Here is a 15826-nt window from a genome sequence, read left to right on the forward strand (position 1 = left end):
TTTCACGATTTAAAGCACACATATTTTTAATAATTAAAATATTTTTCTGTCACAGGCACCCAGTAAACGTTGCAAGGAAAAGCCAAAAAGCAAGCCCCGCAGCAACTTGCAAGACCATGTGGGGGTGCCGTCGCTGCGGGGCTGGATGCATGGAGGAGGGCAAGCCCTACTCATAGATGAACGTGAAAGCCTTCTCGGCCGTGAGCGTGTTGCCCACAAAGCAGGCCCTGTGGGCGAAGCTCTCGAGCTTGGCACGCAGTTTGGCATCATACGAGGCCTTGAGATGGAAAGTGATGGGGATGCGGGTGACCACAAACTTCTGCATGTCTTCCTCGCACTCTCCCACCTCGGCATAGCAGCCTGTGAAGTCTACACCAGCCTTGCCGGCCTGCAGGCCCATGATGGTGAGGGCGCAGGCTGCCAGCGCGTTGCCCAGCAGCTCAACGGGGGTCTGGTGCACACCCAGGCCGCCCACTGCCTTGCCGGCATCGGTTGTAACCATCACTTGCGAGGCATTGTGCACAGCCTCCACTCTACCATTGCCAACATAGGTTGCTCTTGTAATACTCATAATTTCTCAGTTGATATTTTTTGGTTGTTAATAGATAATGATTGAGACAAATATAGGTATTAATTTCCATAATTCTCACAACCTGGAGCTACATTTAACATGCGTTATATAAAAAACTCAAAATATCTTATTTTTCATCTTTTAGCTGTTTGAATAGCGCATGCCATAGCTCTACAATCTTGCTGTTTTCATATCGATGAGCACTGTCGATCGCCTGTGCCGCCAGCCTTCTTCTTTCGGGCACATGGCTCATGAGCCAAAGCAGCTTTTCGACATACTGTGCCGCATCACATTCTGGTATCACCAAGCCATTGTCGCCGTCGGTGATGATGTCGCACAGCGATGCGTAGCTATTAAAAGCTATGGGCACAACACCCATTTGCTGAGCCTCGGTCACAGTGAGGCCCCAACCCTCGCTCTTGGAGGTCATCATGAAGATAGACGACTCCTCGTAGAACCTATTGGGCGCCTGCCTGCCGAGGAGATAAACGTCGGGCGTGCCCAACTTCTTTATCAACTGTTGATAAGCATGCATGTAAGGGCCGTGCCCCACTATGTTTAGCTTCCAGTCATCGGCTTCCTTGTGCTGCTTCACGGCATTCCATATCTTGATGGCCAAAGATATTCTTTTGGGAGGGTCGTCTAAGCGAGAAACGATCAAGGCAACATTCTTCTTGTTGTTGATTTTCTCCTTAGGCAAGAACGTGGGAAAAGACAAGCTGTTGGGGATGACATGGAACTTGCGCTCGTCATCGATGTGCCCAAACTGCATGAAAGGCCGCACGTGGTTTTTACTCAATAGCACAACTGCGTCGGCACAGGCATAGGCTTCATGATACTCAGCAGGCAACTTGTGCAGATACCGGGCTCTGAGTATGGGGTAAAGAAGCAAGTCGACGCCCCTTTTGCACCACCGCAAAGGGTCGGGAGACTTTTTCCACTGGCCCACATAGTCGTCAAAAGTCATGAAATGTGTTTCCCAGCCAGGCTGGAAATGGTGGGCGACGACCGTCATGCACTTTAAATCGCGGGTTATCGCCCGTAGCGGCTTCACCAATTCAAAAATTCCCTGAACCACAACAAAGTCGACGTCGTTGTCGACAATGATGTCGCGCAGCGCATTCAACCGCCCCTTGCCCCCCACGCAGTATTCGGCGTCGAAGCACTCGGCCCTTGCGGTAGCGGCACCAACGATATAGGCTGAGAAGCAGTGCCAGCCATATAACTCACGAAGGCCTGTAGCTACCGAGATAGTTGCACGCTCAGTCCCACCTTGGGTAGGGCTCACCTTGAAGGAAGTGAGAAAAAGGACATTCATGTGATGAATCTTATTTCTTAAACGAGATATTGAATTTACTTGCTACACTCGCCAGTTGAGCATTGATGAAACTGCGTTCCTGCCCTGTGCAACCTATGTAATATATTGTCAAGCACGAGGATACTACAGCTGCAAGGCACACGACGAAAAAATTGACCACGGCATTGCCTAAATACATGTAGAGCACAGTGGGCAGCACTGGCGCAATTATCGTTACCACGACAAGCGGCAACACCACTTTTTTCATGTAGACCAGCATCGACATGCCAATCATGGGCAAAACGATCATCAGTCTGACCAGTTGCGTGACAATCTCTACAGCTATATGAACAATAAATACGCTCTCGGGAGCAAAATGAAAATATTTAAGTCCAATGTAGGCAATTGGGACAATCGAGAGGAGCATAGAAGTTTCAATGATTTGAAACCGTTTTATCGTTCCGGTTGCATGTACTGCTACAATGATGAAATTCTTGAGCGTAAAAAGGATGCCGATGACAAGCGTGAGCCGTAGGAAAATGACAGAATAGGGCGGCACCTCTCCTAACCATATTTTTAATACAAACGGCGCCTCGAGTGTCAATGGCAAAAGGATAAAAAAGAATATGTAATAGGAAAACTTTGAGCCATGAATGATGAGATGATGCATGCGCTCAAAGTTGCCTTGAGCATAGTTTTTAGTTATCTGTGGGTTGAGCGCCATTTCAAAGTTGGTACTGAACTGGCTGCATATACCCTGAATTTGCACCGCAATGCCTCTTGCTGCATTCACGGCGGGGTTGAAGAAGATGTTGAGCAGCACATTCAATCCCTGGGTGTAGCCCACAACCGACAATTCCCCGGTGATTGTCCAACCTGCATAGGCCGATATTTCTCTAAACAATTCTTTGTTGTACTTTGCCTTAGTCCTTGTTTCCTCAAAGTGCTTTTGGCAATAAAAATAATAGAGGAGCCTGTCTAAAAGCTGCACCAGCAGTATCAGGACCGAATACAAAATAAGCTTGTCGGTGGGACTGATCTGTAGCAAGAAAGCAATCAACAGCTTCAACGTGGCATCGAGAAGGCTGATGTAGGCAAAAGCCGACATCTTTTCATGCGCTATGATCACAGCATTGTATGGAATGCTTATCATGTTGACAATGGCAGCCAGTATCGAGAGCTGGTAGACCCACATTGCAGCCGGCATCCTGCCATTGGGAATATTCAATTGCGTGAGAACAAACCACAACCCGACGGTTTCGCTCAACACAAAAATAATGGCTCCAGCGAAATAATGAATGAACAGGATGCTGCTGAACAGTTTCAGGAGCGCGTGCTTATCGCCCTTGCCCAAGGCGGTTGTAATGTATCGCGATGTAGCTCCGCCCAGAGAGCCCGTGACAAAGCCCAGAATGGTAATCACACCGCCCACGACATTGTAGATGCCATAATCGGTGACGCCCAGGGTGTTTAGAACTATCCTTGAGGTATATAAACTGATAGCAAGCAACAACAGCATTCTCATGTAGAGAAGAACCGTATTCTTTGCTATGCGCTTATTTGCCAAGCTATTGTTCTCGGGCATACTCATTCATTACTTATGTTGCACAAGTGGAAGTTCGCTCATGCGTATACATTGTGGATTTGCAATAAAAAAAGCTTCAAAGTTTATTAGTCTCATTGAAAAAAGAGTTACTTTAAAATCGCGAAACAATAAAGCCTAAACTTAGAAGCCATAAGCAAAGATACAACAATTTTATCGTATCTGAGAGTTTTTTCTCTCAGAAAAATCAGAACCAAGGCACACGTCGGCACGAGGCCGCTCGCGAGGCTAACGCTTGATGTAGAGTTTGCCCTTGTAGATATACACCCCAGGGGCAAGGCCGTCGAGCGACTGGCCCATCAGCCGGCCGTCGAGGCTGTACACATCGCGAGAGCCGTTGCCACGAGGAGCCGCCTCGACACTCGTGACGGCAGTCGAGCCCAAGTCGATGAGCTGGACATCGGTCGATACCACGAGGCCGGCCGTGCAGTTGCAACGCTGGTCGACAGTCATGGGGCCATTGCCAGCACCACGCACGGTAGAGAACCGACCGCCCACGCTCATCTGGCACCCGAAGCCCGCAGGATTGAGCAAGGTGAATGCTCCCCAGCTGTAGCCCCGCTGCAGGGTGAGATCGTGGCCAGGATTGGTGAACGAGTCAAACACCAGGTTGCGCTCGTTGTGGCCGGCCGGGGTGTAGTCGTCGAAGGCCTCCTTGCCCTTGTCGCCGATGAAATGCAAGGCGCCACTGGCGCCACGGGTGCACAACCAGCGGGCAGCCTGGGCAGAGTCGGTGGTGAAGTACTGCCCGTTGTCGTCGTCCTCGGCAAGATACCAGTACTTCTCGCGCCCATAGGGGTCGAGGTAGAAGCGCAACTGGTAGTAGCGCCCGTTTTCGGGCATCACCACATCGTTGTCGCCAATGTGCGTGAGGGTGGTGAGCACGCTGGCGAGCTCCTCGAGCTGTGCCATGGTGGCCGAGGCCTTCACCTCGTTGTCGCCGTACACCTTATCGTATAGTGCCAGCAGGCGTTGCGAGGCCTCGAGCTGAGTGCCGGGATAGCCCAGCCGGCCCAAGTTGCGGCGCAGCTCACTGGCCATGGGCTTGAGCTGTGCAGCCTTGCGGCGCAGCAACTCGTGCTGGGGCACCACATCGGGCAACTTGAAAACCTGCGTGTAGCTGTAGTCGACGTCGCCGCAACGGGCCGTGTAGCTGCGGCGCACGATGCTGCCCTCGGTCACATCGGGGGCCACGGTGGCCGCATGGGTCTCACTGGGGTTGCGTGTGCGATAGGCCACCAGCTCGACCGGTGCCGGCAGCGAGGCAACACTGGCAATCGTGTCGATTGCGGCAGGCAACGGCGCCCCCGAGACTGTGGCAAAGGCATATCTCTGATCGGTGGGATTGAGCGTGAAGCCCGCCGGTATCGAGTGCGACGGGTTGCTCTCGTTGTAGCTGTAGGCCGCCTCGGGATATACAGCATAGGCCGCCTCGCCCATCACCTCGATCTTGAAACGGCCGCCATACTCCTGAATCGACCAGCCGTGAAACTTGCCGGTGCCTATTGTGACATAGGGCAAGGTCACGGTGTGCTGACCGTCGTTGGGCACGCCGTCGGCCAAGATATACTTGTAGGTGCGTCCGAAATCGTCCGACATGAGGATGCGCACCTTGCTGTCGCGCCCGTACAGGGCTGTGCAGGGCTCCCAGTGCAAGGTGCAGTCGCGGCCCATCGATCGCACATAGCTCTGGGCCACACAGTCGACCTGGGTGATTCTGAACGGCTCGCCCTTCACGATTCTCACCTTCACCGTCTTGCTGTCGTAGCGCGAGTGGTTGCGCACAGCCGCCATGAAGGTGTAGACGCCAGGCATCGAGCTGTCGGAATAGGGCTCGAGCAAGTTTTTGTCGGCTTTCACATTCACCGGGTCGATATATCGGGGCTCAAAGGCCACGCAGCTGTCGCGCGTCTCCTTGAAGGCCGGCTTGAGCGGGTTAGCATTGTCCACATTGTCGAGCGACACATCGTAGGGGTGCACACTGTAGTAGTAGCCGCTCGCGTCGCCTGCTGCTCTGGTCACAGGCACCGCAATCTGGAAGTTGCTTCCGGCGGTCACAGCATACTCGGCCCTGAGCTGCTCACGGTCGATTACGGGAGTCTCGCCCTGCTCGTCGCTGGCACAGGGGCGGTTTACAGTAGAGTCGTGCTGCACCTCCACCAGTTGCGTACGCGCCTCGTCGGTGTAGTAGTTGATGTTGGCCAGCACCGACCGCATCTGTGCAATGCTCGACAGGGCAAAGAAGTCGCGCGGCGAGCCGTAGCTCATCACACTCGTGCCCTGGCCCGGTTCGGTACAGTTGGAATCATCCTTCTGGTGCGTGTGTGAGGCTCCGAAGCAATGCCCTATCTCGTGGGCAATGGTCGTGAACGAGTTGACTGCCACGGCAGCTCCCTTGTTGTAGCCCACGGCACTGCCCAGCCAGGCAGTGCCGGCACGGCCGCCGCCCGGGTTGCCTATCACAATGCCCAGGTCGTAGCCGTCGGGCACATTGAGCAGGCTGTCGATATACTTGCGGCTCAGTATCAAGTCGATGGCACGCGAGGCCTGGTTGCCGATCTCGGCATAGTCGAAGAGGATGAGACGGTCGTCGCGCACCACCTTGAAGGCTATGCCCACAGGCTCGCGATAGAGCTCGTTGAGCGCTTGCTCGAGACGATCCCACCAGTCGTGTATCTTGGCTCGCACCTCATCTTTGTGGGCACGGGCGTTGCCGCCATACTCGGGAAACCACACATCGATATACTCGGGTGCCACAAGCGTGGCGAGTCTGAAGGTGTAGACGCGGCCTGTGTTGCGCACGACACTGCCCTTGTCGCCGTCGTCAAAGTGCGAAGGCACGCGGCGCTGCCCCCGGCTGGCTATTGCCTGATAGCACGGGTCAACTTGCAGCAGGCACCCACGAGGAGCTTGCGCGGTCACCTCGGGCTGGGCCCACGACGCCGCGCCCAGCAGCATACATGCAGCCAGAGCCGCCAGCAGTCTCAAATTTTCAGGAAAATAATTTCTCATATTCTAATATTTTAATATTATCGATATTGCGCACCGCGCTACGTTGCAACACATGCGTTAAACGCGGCACGAGTGTGCAAAGATAGTGCTCCCCCACCTCGCTACCAAGCCATGGCTGTTAATTTTGGACACACACGCCCCCCAAAAAACAGTTGACGAGAAGAATTTAATTTTAGTTAACACTGCAATGCCTATTTTTGGCACTTGTGCCCATTTACTTTGCAACTGTAAAACAGAAACAACAACACTTTAACACATCATACGACTATGAACACAAGTACACTCCTATGGGCCACGCTGAGCATCGTGCTCATTTCCAGCTGGTACACTCCAGCCATCGCGCTACTGGGCTTCACCATTCCATTCATCACATTCAACTGCCTCAGCTCGCTGCACCGCTGGCAAGAGCGCTGGAGCGGGAGCAAGCGCATCGCCCTCTCGCTTGAGGCAAGGCCCAAGTGAGCCCCCCGCCTCTGCACACGCATCGATCCATGCACAACACACACAGCGAGTGAGCACACTGTGGCACCCTGCCCAATTTGGCCATGACGAGAAAAAAACATAAATTTGCACATCTCATCATTCCAAAAGCGCTCAAATCATGCAAAAACTGGTGCTCACTCTATTTTTACTGTTATCACTGTCAACCACATTGTCGGCTGCGGCCCGCACCACGGGCATTGCAGCCGACACTGTTTTGCCCGCCACGGCCACAGCGGTCCCTCCAGGCCACAGGCCCAAAGTGGCCCTCGTGCTGGGCGGCGGCGGTGCCAAGGGCATGGCCCACGTGGGTGTGCTCAAGGTCATTGAGCGCGCTGGCATACCCATCGACATGATATGCGGCACCAGCATTGGCTCGCTCGTGGGCGGGCTCTACGCCATGGGCTACAGCGCCACCGAGCTCGACTCGCTCGTGCGCCACCAGGACTGGAACTTCCTGCTGAGCGACAACCTCGACCGCAAGCAGATGAACCTGGAATCGAGAACACGGGGCGACCAGTACGTCTACACGCTGCCTCTCTCACAGCTGGGCAAGGGCGCTTTCACGCAGCAGGCCCTGGTCAAGGGGCAGAACCTGGCCAACCTGTTCGCGCACTTGGCCGTGGGCTTCCACGATTCCATCGACTTCAACACCATGCCCATACCCTACTGCGCTGTGGCTACCGACATGGTCAAGTTCCAGGAAGTGGACTTGCACAGCGGCTATGTGGCCCAAGCCATGCGGGCATCTATGTCGATTCCCGGCATGTTCACCCCCGTGAGGCTCGACTCGATGGTGCCCGGCACCGTCGGCCGCCTCGCGAGCAATACGCGCCCCGGCAAGGGCCATCGCGCCCACCTGCTCCTGGCAGCCGTACTCTTGTTGCGAAATGCGTGTGCAGTTAAATGTGTTGGTGGTGATCACGTCGCTCCCCGCCTCTATATAGCTGCGGTGTATTGCCCCTATCACATCGGGGCGGGTGATGTTGAGCACATCGTTGTTGCCCTTCAAGGCAACTGGCCAGCCTGCGAAGGGCCCTGCGGCGAAATCGCTTTCGGTAAGGCCTTTCGACTGAATCATCGTGCCCATGGCTCCGTCTAAAATGAGGATACGGCTCTTGAGTGCTTCACATATGTTTTTATCGTTGTATTCCATATTTTGCGTGCAAAGTTATTGCTATTTAAGATTACAAGCAAAATTATTTTACATAATAAGAAAAATACAGAATATAATTCTGTGCACAGACTAATATTAAATCTTAAAATCAGAATTTCTCATTTTAGCAAAATAATATTTCGGAAACATATTAAGGTCGAGGTTCAAACTATCTGGGAGGTAAGCACCCATGGCAGGAGCTTGTCTCCAACTTGCATGTACAACGTCACTCGCCCCACAACGCATGAAGCCAGGCATGCGCGATTCTGCAATTAGATATGCGCCTAAAATATTTATATTTATCAAATTACCTCGGATAAAAAAAGTTAATAAAATTTTGAATATTTAAAAAGTCATGATTATATTTGCGTCAGATTAGTTCATCATCAAACCCGCATGCCTTCATGCCCTGCTTTCTTCCTGAAAAGCTCCGACATTCAGGACAATGCAACAAACTCTAAACAAACCAATTATGAAAAAGTTTTTTTCAATTTTCTTGTTGGCATCAGTTGCATTTTTGTTGCAAGCAACTGTGGTGGACCAATCAACAGCTCTACAGTTGGTCAAGAGCCTCTATGGTGAACGCGCCGATTCGGTGAATTACTATGTGGGGTCTGTTGAAAAGTACGTAAACAAGTATTACTCTCCGGTGAACACCGATGAAGCTGCATCAATCGACTGGTTATCGGGCAGTGATGAGAAATGGCTCATTGCCGTCGACGAGCAGCCCCTCTTGCGTTGGGGACATGACTGCAGCTACTTCTACATCCCTAAAGAGGTTGACAGCTCAAAGGAAATTCCTCATTTCAGAGTAAAAGGCAGCCTCATCCCGCACTCGCTTAAACTGCAGTGCGCCGAGAAGAACATTGCCCTGAATCTTCCGCACCGTGCGATGAGGCTGGCACAGGCCAGTGGTTTCAAGCCGCTTGAATCCAATCCAGCTGCAACCGACACAAAAGTGATTATTCTCATGGGAAATGATGGAATAAACTACTGGCAATATGACTGGGATATGTGCTCGCAAATCTACCAGTTGTTCACCCAAAAGTATCTAATTTCCAAAGACAATATCAACATTTTTGCCAGTGACGGTGGTAACAATTTAAATCATGACTTGGATTTTGATGGTTCTAATGAGAATGTGCAGGAAGCAACACTCGACAACCTATACAACTTTTTCAAGTCAATGTCAAAAGAAAGTGTTGAAAAAAAACACGTGTTTGTATTCTATATTGGAGGTAGTCTTGTAGGGGAAAACTACTTAAACGCTGAATTCACTTTTGACGATCGAATCCCTGCCATCTATGTTAAGGAATGGTTTAGAGAAATGCCCAACAACATTTTCAGCTTGCTGATATGTTGCAGTCAATCAGAAGGCTTACAAGAAGTTATTCAGGGGGAAAACATGGTTATAACAACCGACAACAACAGCATTCGCAGCGATTCAAGGACATCAAATGCAGAATTCCTAAGATATTGGATAGATGCCATGGCAGGCGTTGACCGTAGTTCCGGAGCCTCCCTGGGGAATGAGGCCGATACAAATCTCGACGGAAAAGTCACCATGAAAGAGGCTTTTAACTATTCAGCTTATAATGCTTCTTATCCTTCTTACAATAACCCTACCTGCGTATCCACCCCCAAGAAACTTGCCGATGAGCTCGCATTCAACAACAGTGATCTGCCAAGCCGCTTTTATAGTCTCTACATCCGCGACAACGAGCAAGACAAGGGGGATAATACTTCCACCGGACTTGTCACCTGGAACAGCCCTGACATATGGGTGCGAAACAATGCCGACGGTTTTGAAAACCAGTCAAGCCAACCCTTGAACAAACAGGATGAAATCTATGTTTATGTGAGAGTGAACAATGCGGGGCCTGCTGAATACCAACACGACAACAAACAGGTTGATTTATTCTGGAAACCAAAGACTCTTGGTCTGGGCAACGATTCCCTGTACTTTAGTCTCGATAGCTGGCTCGGTACCCAACCGCTCACCACATCCATCTCACCTCAGGGCTCTCTGATCAATGAATTCGTTTGCCATATGCCCAAATCGTTGCTCAACTCCTCCGACATCGTGGGCGATGTGCTGCCCTTCGACCTGATGGCCATTATTGCCCCCCCAAACGAGACCGACACATTTGACTTTCCCGAGGGTACTGACCCCGTTCTAGGGCCCGAGAGCAAGAATGTGGCTGTGAACAGAATGACTGTGATTGACCCGACCCTTGGAAAGACAATGGTGAGAAAGAACGGAACGCAACTTGAGCCTTACCAAAGAACCACCCTGCCCATCAGCATAATGAACCCCAAAACAGGGACCCAGTCCTACAGCATCGAGGTGATGGCTGACAAACCCAGCAAGGACCACAACGCATTCACCAACTCCAATATCGCGCTCAAAGTGGGCGATGACTTGCACAACGCATGGATTGCCGGCGGCGGCCAGTCGCAAGACGTTGATATTGACAAAACCGATGGAACTGCATTTGTTCTGAAAGGAACCGACAGCAAAATCCAGAACATATTACTGCCTCAGGGCAAGATGTTCGATGCAAAACTGGTGTTCGACTTCAAAATGATCTCGGCTAGTGAAGATGGAGAACACGTGTTTCATCTGCTTCTCAAGGACGCAGGCGGCAACATTGTAGATGCTGAGTCGTTCAAATATCTCTTCAAGTCAGCAACTGGAACAGGCACCATATCGGGTCCCGGCATTGTGGTTACCAACAACGCTGATGAGGGTTGCGCTCTTGAAGCCACCAATGTGGCCCCCGAAAGCGAATGCCAGTGGTATGACCCCAGCGCATCGTTGATCTCAGAGGGCAAGAAAGTGGTTCTGGGCACCGACTTCAAGACCGGAGAATATCTGCTGGCAACCACAAATAAACCAAACGGCACAACGGAATTCGTCACCACTACACTAAATGGCACCAACAGCATCCTCTCCGTCAGCCCGAATCCAGTAGGCAACCAGGCAAACGTGACTCTGGCATTGCCTGCTAAGCAAGGCAGCGCGATAAGGCTCACAAGCGTGTCACAAAGCCAGCCGGCAATCGAGCTCGCTCTGGTGCCAGGAGAGAAATCATGCATTCTCGACACCTCAAGCCTGACTGCGGGGGCCTATGTGGTCAACCTATTAGTGAACGGAGATGTTGCCGATTCTGTTCAGGTAATCAAGAAATAAACTAACAATGTGAATTTAAATAGATTATAACAACATATTAAAAGAAAAGAAAAATGAAACAGATAGTAATTTTTATGTTGACAGCAATACTTGGATTTGGAAACCTGACGGCACAAAACAACGCCGAGCCCGTGATGGTGCGGGAGGGCAGGAAATGGGTCTATGGCGTGGTTGGCTCGGCATATGACCACTCTTACAAATGCGTCTTGCGCACCGTTGAGTTCAAAGGCGACACGGTGATTGACGGAAGAAAATATAAAAAATGCATTCAGTCGTACAATGACACACTGAGCTACACAAACAGCATACTTGTGAAAAACCTGGTGCTAGGATATGTCAGGGAGGAGAACAAAAAAGTATATTGCATTTACAATTACCCATACATTGTTCGTTTTATCACGGGCTGGTATGGGGGTATACCCTCAAGAAATTATATAGGAACAGGGGAATTCCAGATATATGACTTCAATGACCCGAAATCATTTATTGAAAGAATTCCAAATTATTCTCTCGTAGACTGTATGTTCACCTCTTTGCCGAAGGATGGGAAAATTCGTCCCTTGTATTTTTTCTATAAAGCAACCAAGAATGGCAGCAAGCTCATTAATAGCGAAGAACAAGATGTCTATAAAATTGCAAAATGCGGAAATAAAATAAGCAAGGAAACTTGGGATAAAGATACAATTTGGGATGAAGATTATCAAGACTACATCAATGGAATTGGATTTGACCGGGTATACAGACCAAAAAGCACTTTCATGGATTTCCATTACGAATTTCCTAGTGTAATCAGCCCGTGGGGTGAAATAACCTGGGCAGACTGCGCATTATACTGTGTAACTGAGAACGACGAAATCATCTACAAAGCCAACCACTACGACTACTTCAATAACAGATTTTTCAATTCCACATCGGTAAAAGATGTGAACACAACCAATAAAGGAGAAAAGGAAGATGGAAATTATTATAATCTGAAAGGACAGGTCGTAGAAAACCCCGGCAACGGCATCTATATCCACAACGGGAAAAAGGTGCTCATTAAATAGACTCCCGGAAACGACCAACTACCAAGCCACAGAAAACAGCGAAATAACTTTCTCATAGATAGTGATGGGGCACACCATGTATTTTCCACAATTCCATGGTGTGCCCCAAGTTTTGGGGCAGAGTGAAAGTCAGTTGAATTGTTGAAATTCCAGCGTATGGGTTGGCTGGCAGGAAGATGGGGATGTTGGCTTTTTGTAGAATTCCCGTGTCCCAACCACTGAGGCGGCACTTGCGCCGAGGTGCTAATGTGCCATTTGAGAGAAGAAGACAACAAACAGGAAGTGCCTGAAAGGCGCTTGAATCAGTTGGTTACAGTCTTCATGCCTGTTCTGCCGCACCGTTGGTGTCAGCCTTGCCAAAGTCTGCAGTTTTTTAACATCCGATTTTTACTACAGCCCCGTAAAACATTTCAAGATATTACTTCCTGTGCTTATGACATCAAAAGCGCATCACACACACATCTTAACGTTTATTAAACAAATAGTGCTTAATTCTTGCACCCGTTGATTGTTCCTTTGCACATGAAACAAAGAACAACACATTAAATTTTCACGATGATGAATACAAGCACACTCATTTGGGCATCGATAAGCATTATTTTGGCATCCAACTGGTACACGCCCATCATTGCCCTGCTGGGATTCACAGTACCGTTTATCTTCCTCAACTGGCTCACGGCACGCAGCCGCAAGGCTGAGTCGGCGGCACGGCCCGCTCCCATGTGCGCGCCATGCCCCGGCGGCAGCCCGACACACACACTTTAAATCAATCAAAGGAAGCCCACTCGCCCGGGATTGAGCAGAGCGGTGTTTTGGAAAAACAGGACTTGCACAAAATTTCAAAAAAAATTAATTTTGTGATGCAAAACCATTCTGCAAACAAAACACTACGTCAAGTTATTATGTATAAGCTTATACTCACACTGCTCTTGCTGAGCACAATATCATCGGCTACGGCCCAAACACGGGCCGCAGCCGACTCGGTTTTGAGCCAACCCGTGACGGTTGTAGGCAGCACAACCGCCATTGCCACACCTCATCACCGCCCCCGTGTGGCTCTGGTGCTGGGTGGCGGCGGAGCCAAGGGCATGGCCCACGTGGGTGTGCTCAAGGTCATTGAGCGTGCCGGCATCCCCATCGACATGATATGCGGCACGAGCATAGGGTCGCTCGTGGGCGGTCTCTACGCCATGGGCTACAGCGCCAGCGAGCTCGACACGCTTGTGCGCCACCAGGACTGGACCTTCCTGCTCAGCGACAACCTCGACCGCAAGCAGATGAACCTGGAATCGAAGACTCGTGGCGACAAGTACGTCTACACGCTGCCTCTCTCACAGCTGGGCATGGGCGCTTTCACGCAGCAGGCCCTGGTCAAGGGGCAGAACCTGGCCAACCTGTTCACCCACCTGGCCGTGGGCTTCCACGACTCGATCGACTTCAATACCATGCCCATACCCTACTGCGCCGTGGCTACCGACATGGTCAAGTTTCAGGAAGTCGACATGCACAGCGGCTATGTGGCACAAGCCATGCGCGCCTCGATGTCGATACCCGGCATGTTCACCCCTGTGAGGCTCGACTCGATGGTGCTTGTCGACGGCGGCCTGCGCAACAACTACCCCGTAGACGTGGCACGCAGCATGGGCGCCGACTATGTGATAGGCGTGAACCTGAACAAGATAAAGGACATGACCAACGCCGACTTCAACAAGCCTGGTGCCGTGATCACGCGCATTGCCGAGGTGCACACCGAGAACAAGTTTCGCCAGAACTGGGCCGACACCGACATTGCCCTGCAAATCGACGCCGACCCCTACAACTCGATGAGCTTCCAGCCAGCAGCTGTCGACACCCTTATCGCCCGCGGCGAGCGTTGCGCCATGAGCCACTGGCACGAGCTCATGGCCCTCAAGGCCCGCCTGGGCCTGGCACTGGACGACGACACCACCGCCAACACCGCCCGCCGCCGCTCAGCCGGCTACAGCCACCCCGTGCTTGAGACCGTGCCCATTGCCGCCGTCACCTTTACCCACGTGCTGCCTGCCGAAGAGCACCTGCTGCGCAAGAAATTTCACCTCGAGCGCAAGCAGCTCAGCATCGACCAGATTGAGAACGTCATCACCGAGCTGCGCGGGCGGCTCTACTACAACGACGCCAGCTACCAGCTGCTGGGCGACCACAGCAATGGCTACCGGCTGCACTTCGACACCGAGGGGAAAAAAGCCAGCCAGGTGTATCTGGGAGCGCGGTTCGACAGCGAGGAGCTTGCCGCCATACAAATTGAAAGCTTCTTCCCCAACATTGCAGGACTCAAAAAACATCCCTACACCCTCGAGGCGAAGCTGCGCCTGGGCAAGCGCATCAAGGCCGGCCTCACCTCTACCCTGAGCACATCGAGCACATGCAACCTCGCGCTGGGCTACAACTTCTCCTACAACGACATCGACCTCTACCGCCACGGCAAGCGCTACTACGACATGCGCTACTACCGCCACATGGCCGAGCTCGGCTTCAAGGGATTTGTGGTGAGCAACTTCATGATGGACCTCTATGTGCGCTGGAGCTACTATCGCTACCGCGACATGCTGGGACGCAACGGGGCCGACAGTATCCTCATCGAAAACGACCATTACTTCTCCTATCACGCCCGCCTGTACTATAATAACGAAGACGACACCTACTTCACCACACGCGGGTCAAGCGCCGAGGTGCAAGCGGGCCTATACACTACCAATTTTGTACATTTCCACGGCACAAGCGCTCTGGCAACCGTCATGGCACGCTGGCGCAGCACCTGGCGGGTGGGCAGCCACATGGTGCTACAGCCCGGCGTCTACGGGCGACTCATTTTCAAGGACACGGCCCCCTATGTGCTGCAAAACTATGTGGGCGGCCCATGGTTTGGCCACTACTTCGACCAGCAGCTGCCCTTTGCCGGCCTCGGCCACGTGGAGTACACCGGCAACAGCTTTGCCGCCGTCGACATGGGCGCCCGCTACCAACTGACGCAAAACAACTTTGTGCTGGCCGACTTTGCCGTGGCCGAGCATGGCGAGAAAGTGAAAAACACCCTTGACCACACCCCCTACTTCGGTGTGCGCGCCGGCTATGTGTACCGCACCATCGTGGGTCCACTGGGCGCCTATGTGGGTTGGAACTCGATGAGCCACAAGGCTTCGTTCTACATCAACCTGGGGCTGGTATTCTGAACCCGGCTCAAGCCAGGAGTTGCTCAAGACGGTCGACGGCCGACTCCAAGTCGGCCGCAAAGGCGGTGTGGTCGAGCAGATAGTGGCTGTTGCCACGGGCAATGGCCTGGTACAGGTCGGGGCTCATCATTGCCACATAGTCGCCTATGGCGCTCTCAATGTCGTCGCGCTGCCACTCCATGGTCGAGAACTTGTATACCCTCCACTTCTGGTGGAAGAAACTGTAGGCCTGCTCGATGCTGTCGCGTGTAATCATTGG

10 protein-coding genes and 2 pseudogenes are annotated in these 15826 nt (G+C 51.9%); 6 read left to right on the forward strand and 6 right to left on the reverse strand.

All coding sequences use genetic code 11. The features are described 5' to 3' along the window. Positions 1-166: 166 nt before the first annotated feature. The 4 genes from GF423_RS02410 to GF423_RS02425 form a co-directional block, all read right to left on the reverse strand. On the reverse strand, positions 167-571 hold the full coding sequence (locus GF423_RS02410; protein ID WP_154326872.1) for an OsmC family protein: 405 nt from the start codon (positions 569-571) through the stop codon (positions 167-169). A 127-nt stretch (positions 572-698) separates the two neighbouring features. Then, positions 699-1889: a glycosyltransferase gene (locus GF423_RS02415; RefSeq protein ID WP_154326873.1), complete on the reverse strand. Its 1191-nt coding sequence runs from the start codon at positions 1887-1889 to the stop codon at positions 699-701. Positions 1890-1899: 10 nt separating this feature from the next. Then, on the reverse strand, positions 1900-3453 hold the full coding sequence (locus GF423_RS02420; protein WP_154326874.1) for a lipopolysaccharide biosynthesis protein: 1554 nt from the start codon (positions 3451-3453) through the stop codon (positions 1900-1902). Between the two features lie 246 nt (positions 3454-3699). Further along, positions 3700-6483, reverse strand: a complete 2784-nt coding sequence (locus GF423_RS02425) for a M12 family metallo-peptidase (protein WP_154326875.1) — start codon at positions 6481-6483, stop codon at positions 3700-3702. 267 nt (positions 6484-6750) lie between these two features. Between GF423_RS02425 and GF423_RS02430 the strand changes: the two genes are divergently transcribed. Together GF423_RS02430 and GF423_RS14145 are read left to right on the forward strand one after the other, a co-directional pair. Further along, entirely contained in the window at positions 6751-6945 is a 195-nt protein-coding gene (locus tag GF423_RS02430; RefSeq protein WP_154326876.1) for a hypothetical protein, read from the forward strand. Positions 6946-7261: 316 nt separating this feature from the next. Beyond that, positions 7262-7696: pseudogene (locus tag GF423_RS14145) on the forward strand (patatin-like phospholipase family protein); the annotation flags it as partial. 117 nt (positions 7697-7813) lie between these two features. On the opposite strand, the pseudogene GF423_RS14150 reads toward GF423_RS14145, so the two are convergent. Then, positions 7814-8119: pseudogene (locus tag GF423_RS14150) on the reverse strand (homocysteine S-methyltransferase family protein); the annotation flags it as partial. A 472-nt stretch (positions 8120-8591) separates the two neighbouring features. Between GF423_RS14150 and GF423_RS02440 the strand changes: the two are divergent. The 4 genes from GF423_RS02440 (at position 8592) to GF423_RS02455 (ending at position 15567) form a co-directional block, all read left to right on the forward strand. After that, on the forward strand, positions 8592-11312 hold the full coding sequence (locus tag GF423_RS02440; protein ID WP_154326878.1) for a hypothetical protein: 2721 nt from the start codon (positions 8592-8594) through the stop codon (positions 11310-11312). Positions 11313-11365: 53 nt separating this feature from the next. After that, positions 11366-12358 carry a hypothetical protein gene (locus tag GF423_RS02445; RefSeq protein WP_154326879.1) on the forward strand — a complete coding sequence of 331 codons (993 nt, stop codon included), beginning with the start codon at positions 11366-11368 and terminating at the stop codon, positions 12356-12358. 555 nt (positions 12359-12913) lie between these two features. Continuing rightward, positions 12914-13123, forward strand: a complete 210-nt coding sequence (locus GF423_RS02450; protein WP_154326880.1) for a hypothetical protein — start codon at positions 12914-12916, stop codon at positions 13121-13123. 137 nt (positions 13124-13260) lie between these two features. Then, positions 13261-15567 (forward strand): patatin-like phospholipase family protein, encoded by a 2307-nt coding sequence (locus GF423_RS02455; RefSeq protein ID WP_206113336.1) that lies wholly within the window; start codon positions 13261-13263, stop codon positions 15565-15567. A 7-nt stretch (positions 15568-15574) separates the two neighbouring features. Here the strand turns inward: GF423_RS02455 and GF423_RS02460 are convergent, their stop codons facing one another. Continuing rightward, the gene (locus GF423_RS02460; RefSeq protein WP_154326882.1) at positions 15575-15823 is read right to left on the reverse strand and encodes a hypothetical protein; all 249 of its coding nucleotides are present in this window, start codon (positions 15821-15823) and stop codon (positions 15575-15577) included. Between the last annotated feature and the right edge of the window lie 3 nt (positions 15824-15826).

The sequence above is a fragment of the Sodaliphilus pleomorphus genome, assembly GCF_009676955.1.
Taxonomy (GTDB): Bacteria; Bacteroidota; Bacteroidia; order Bacteroidales; family Muribaculaceae; genus Sodaliphilus; species Sodaliphilus pleomorphus.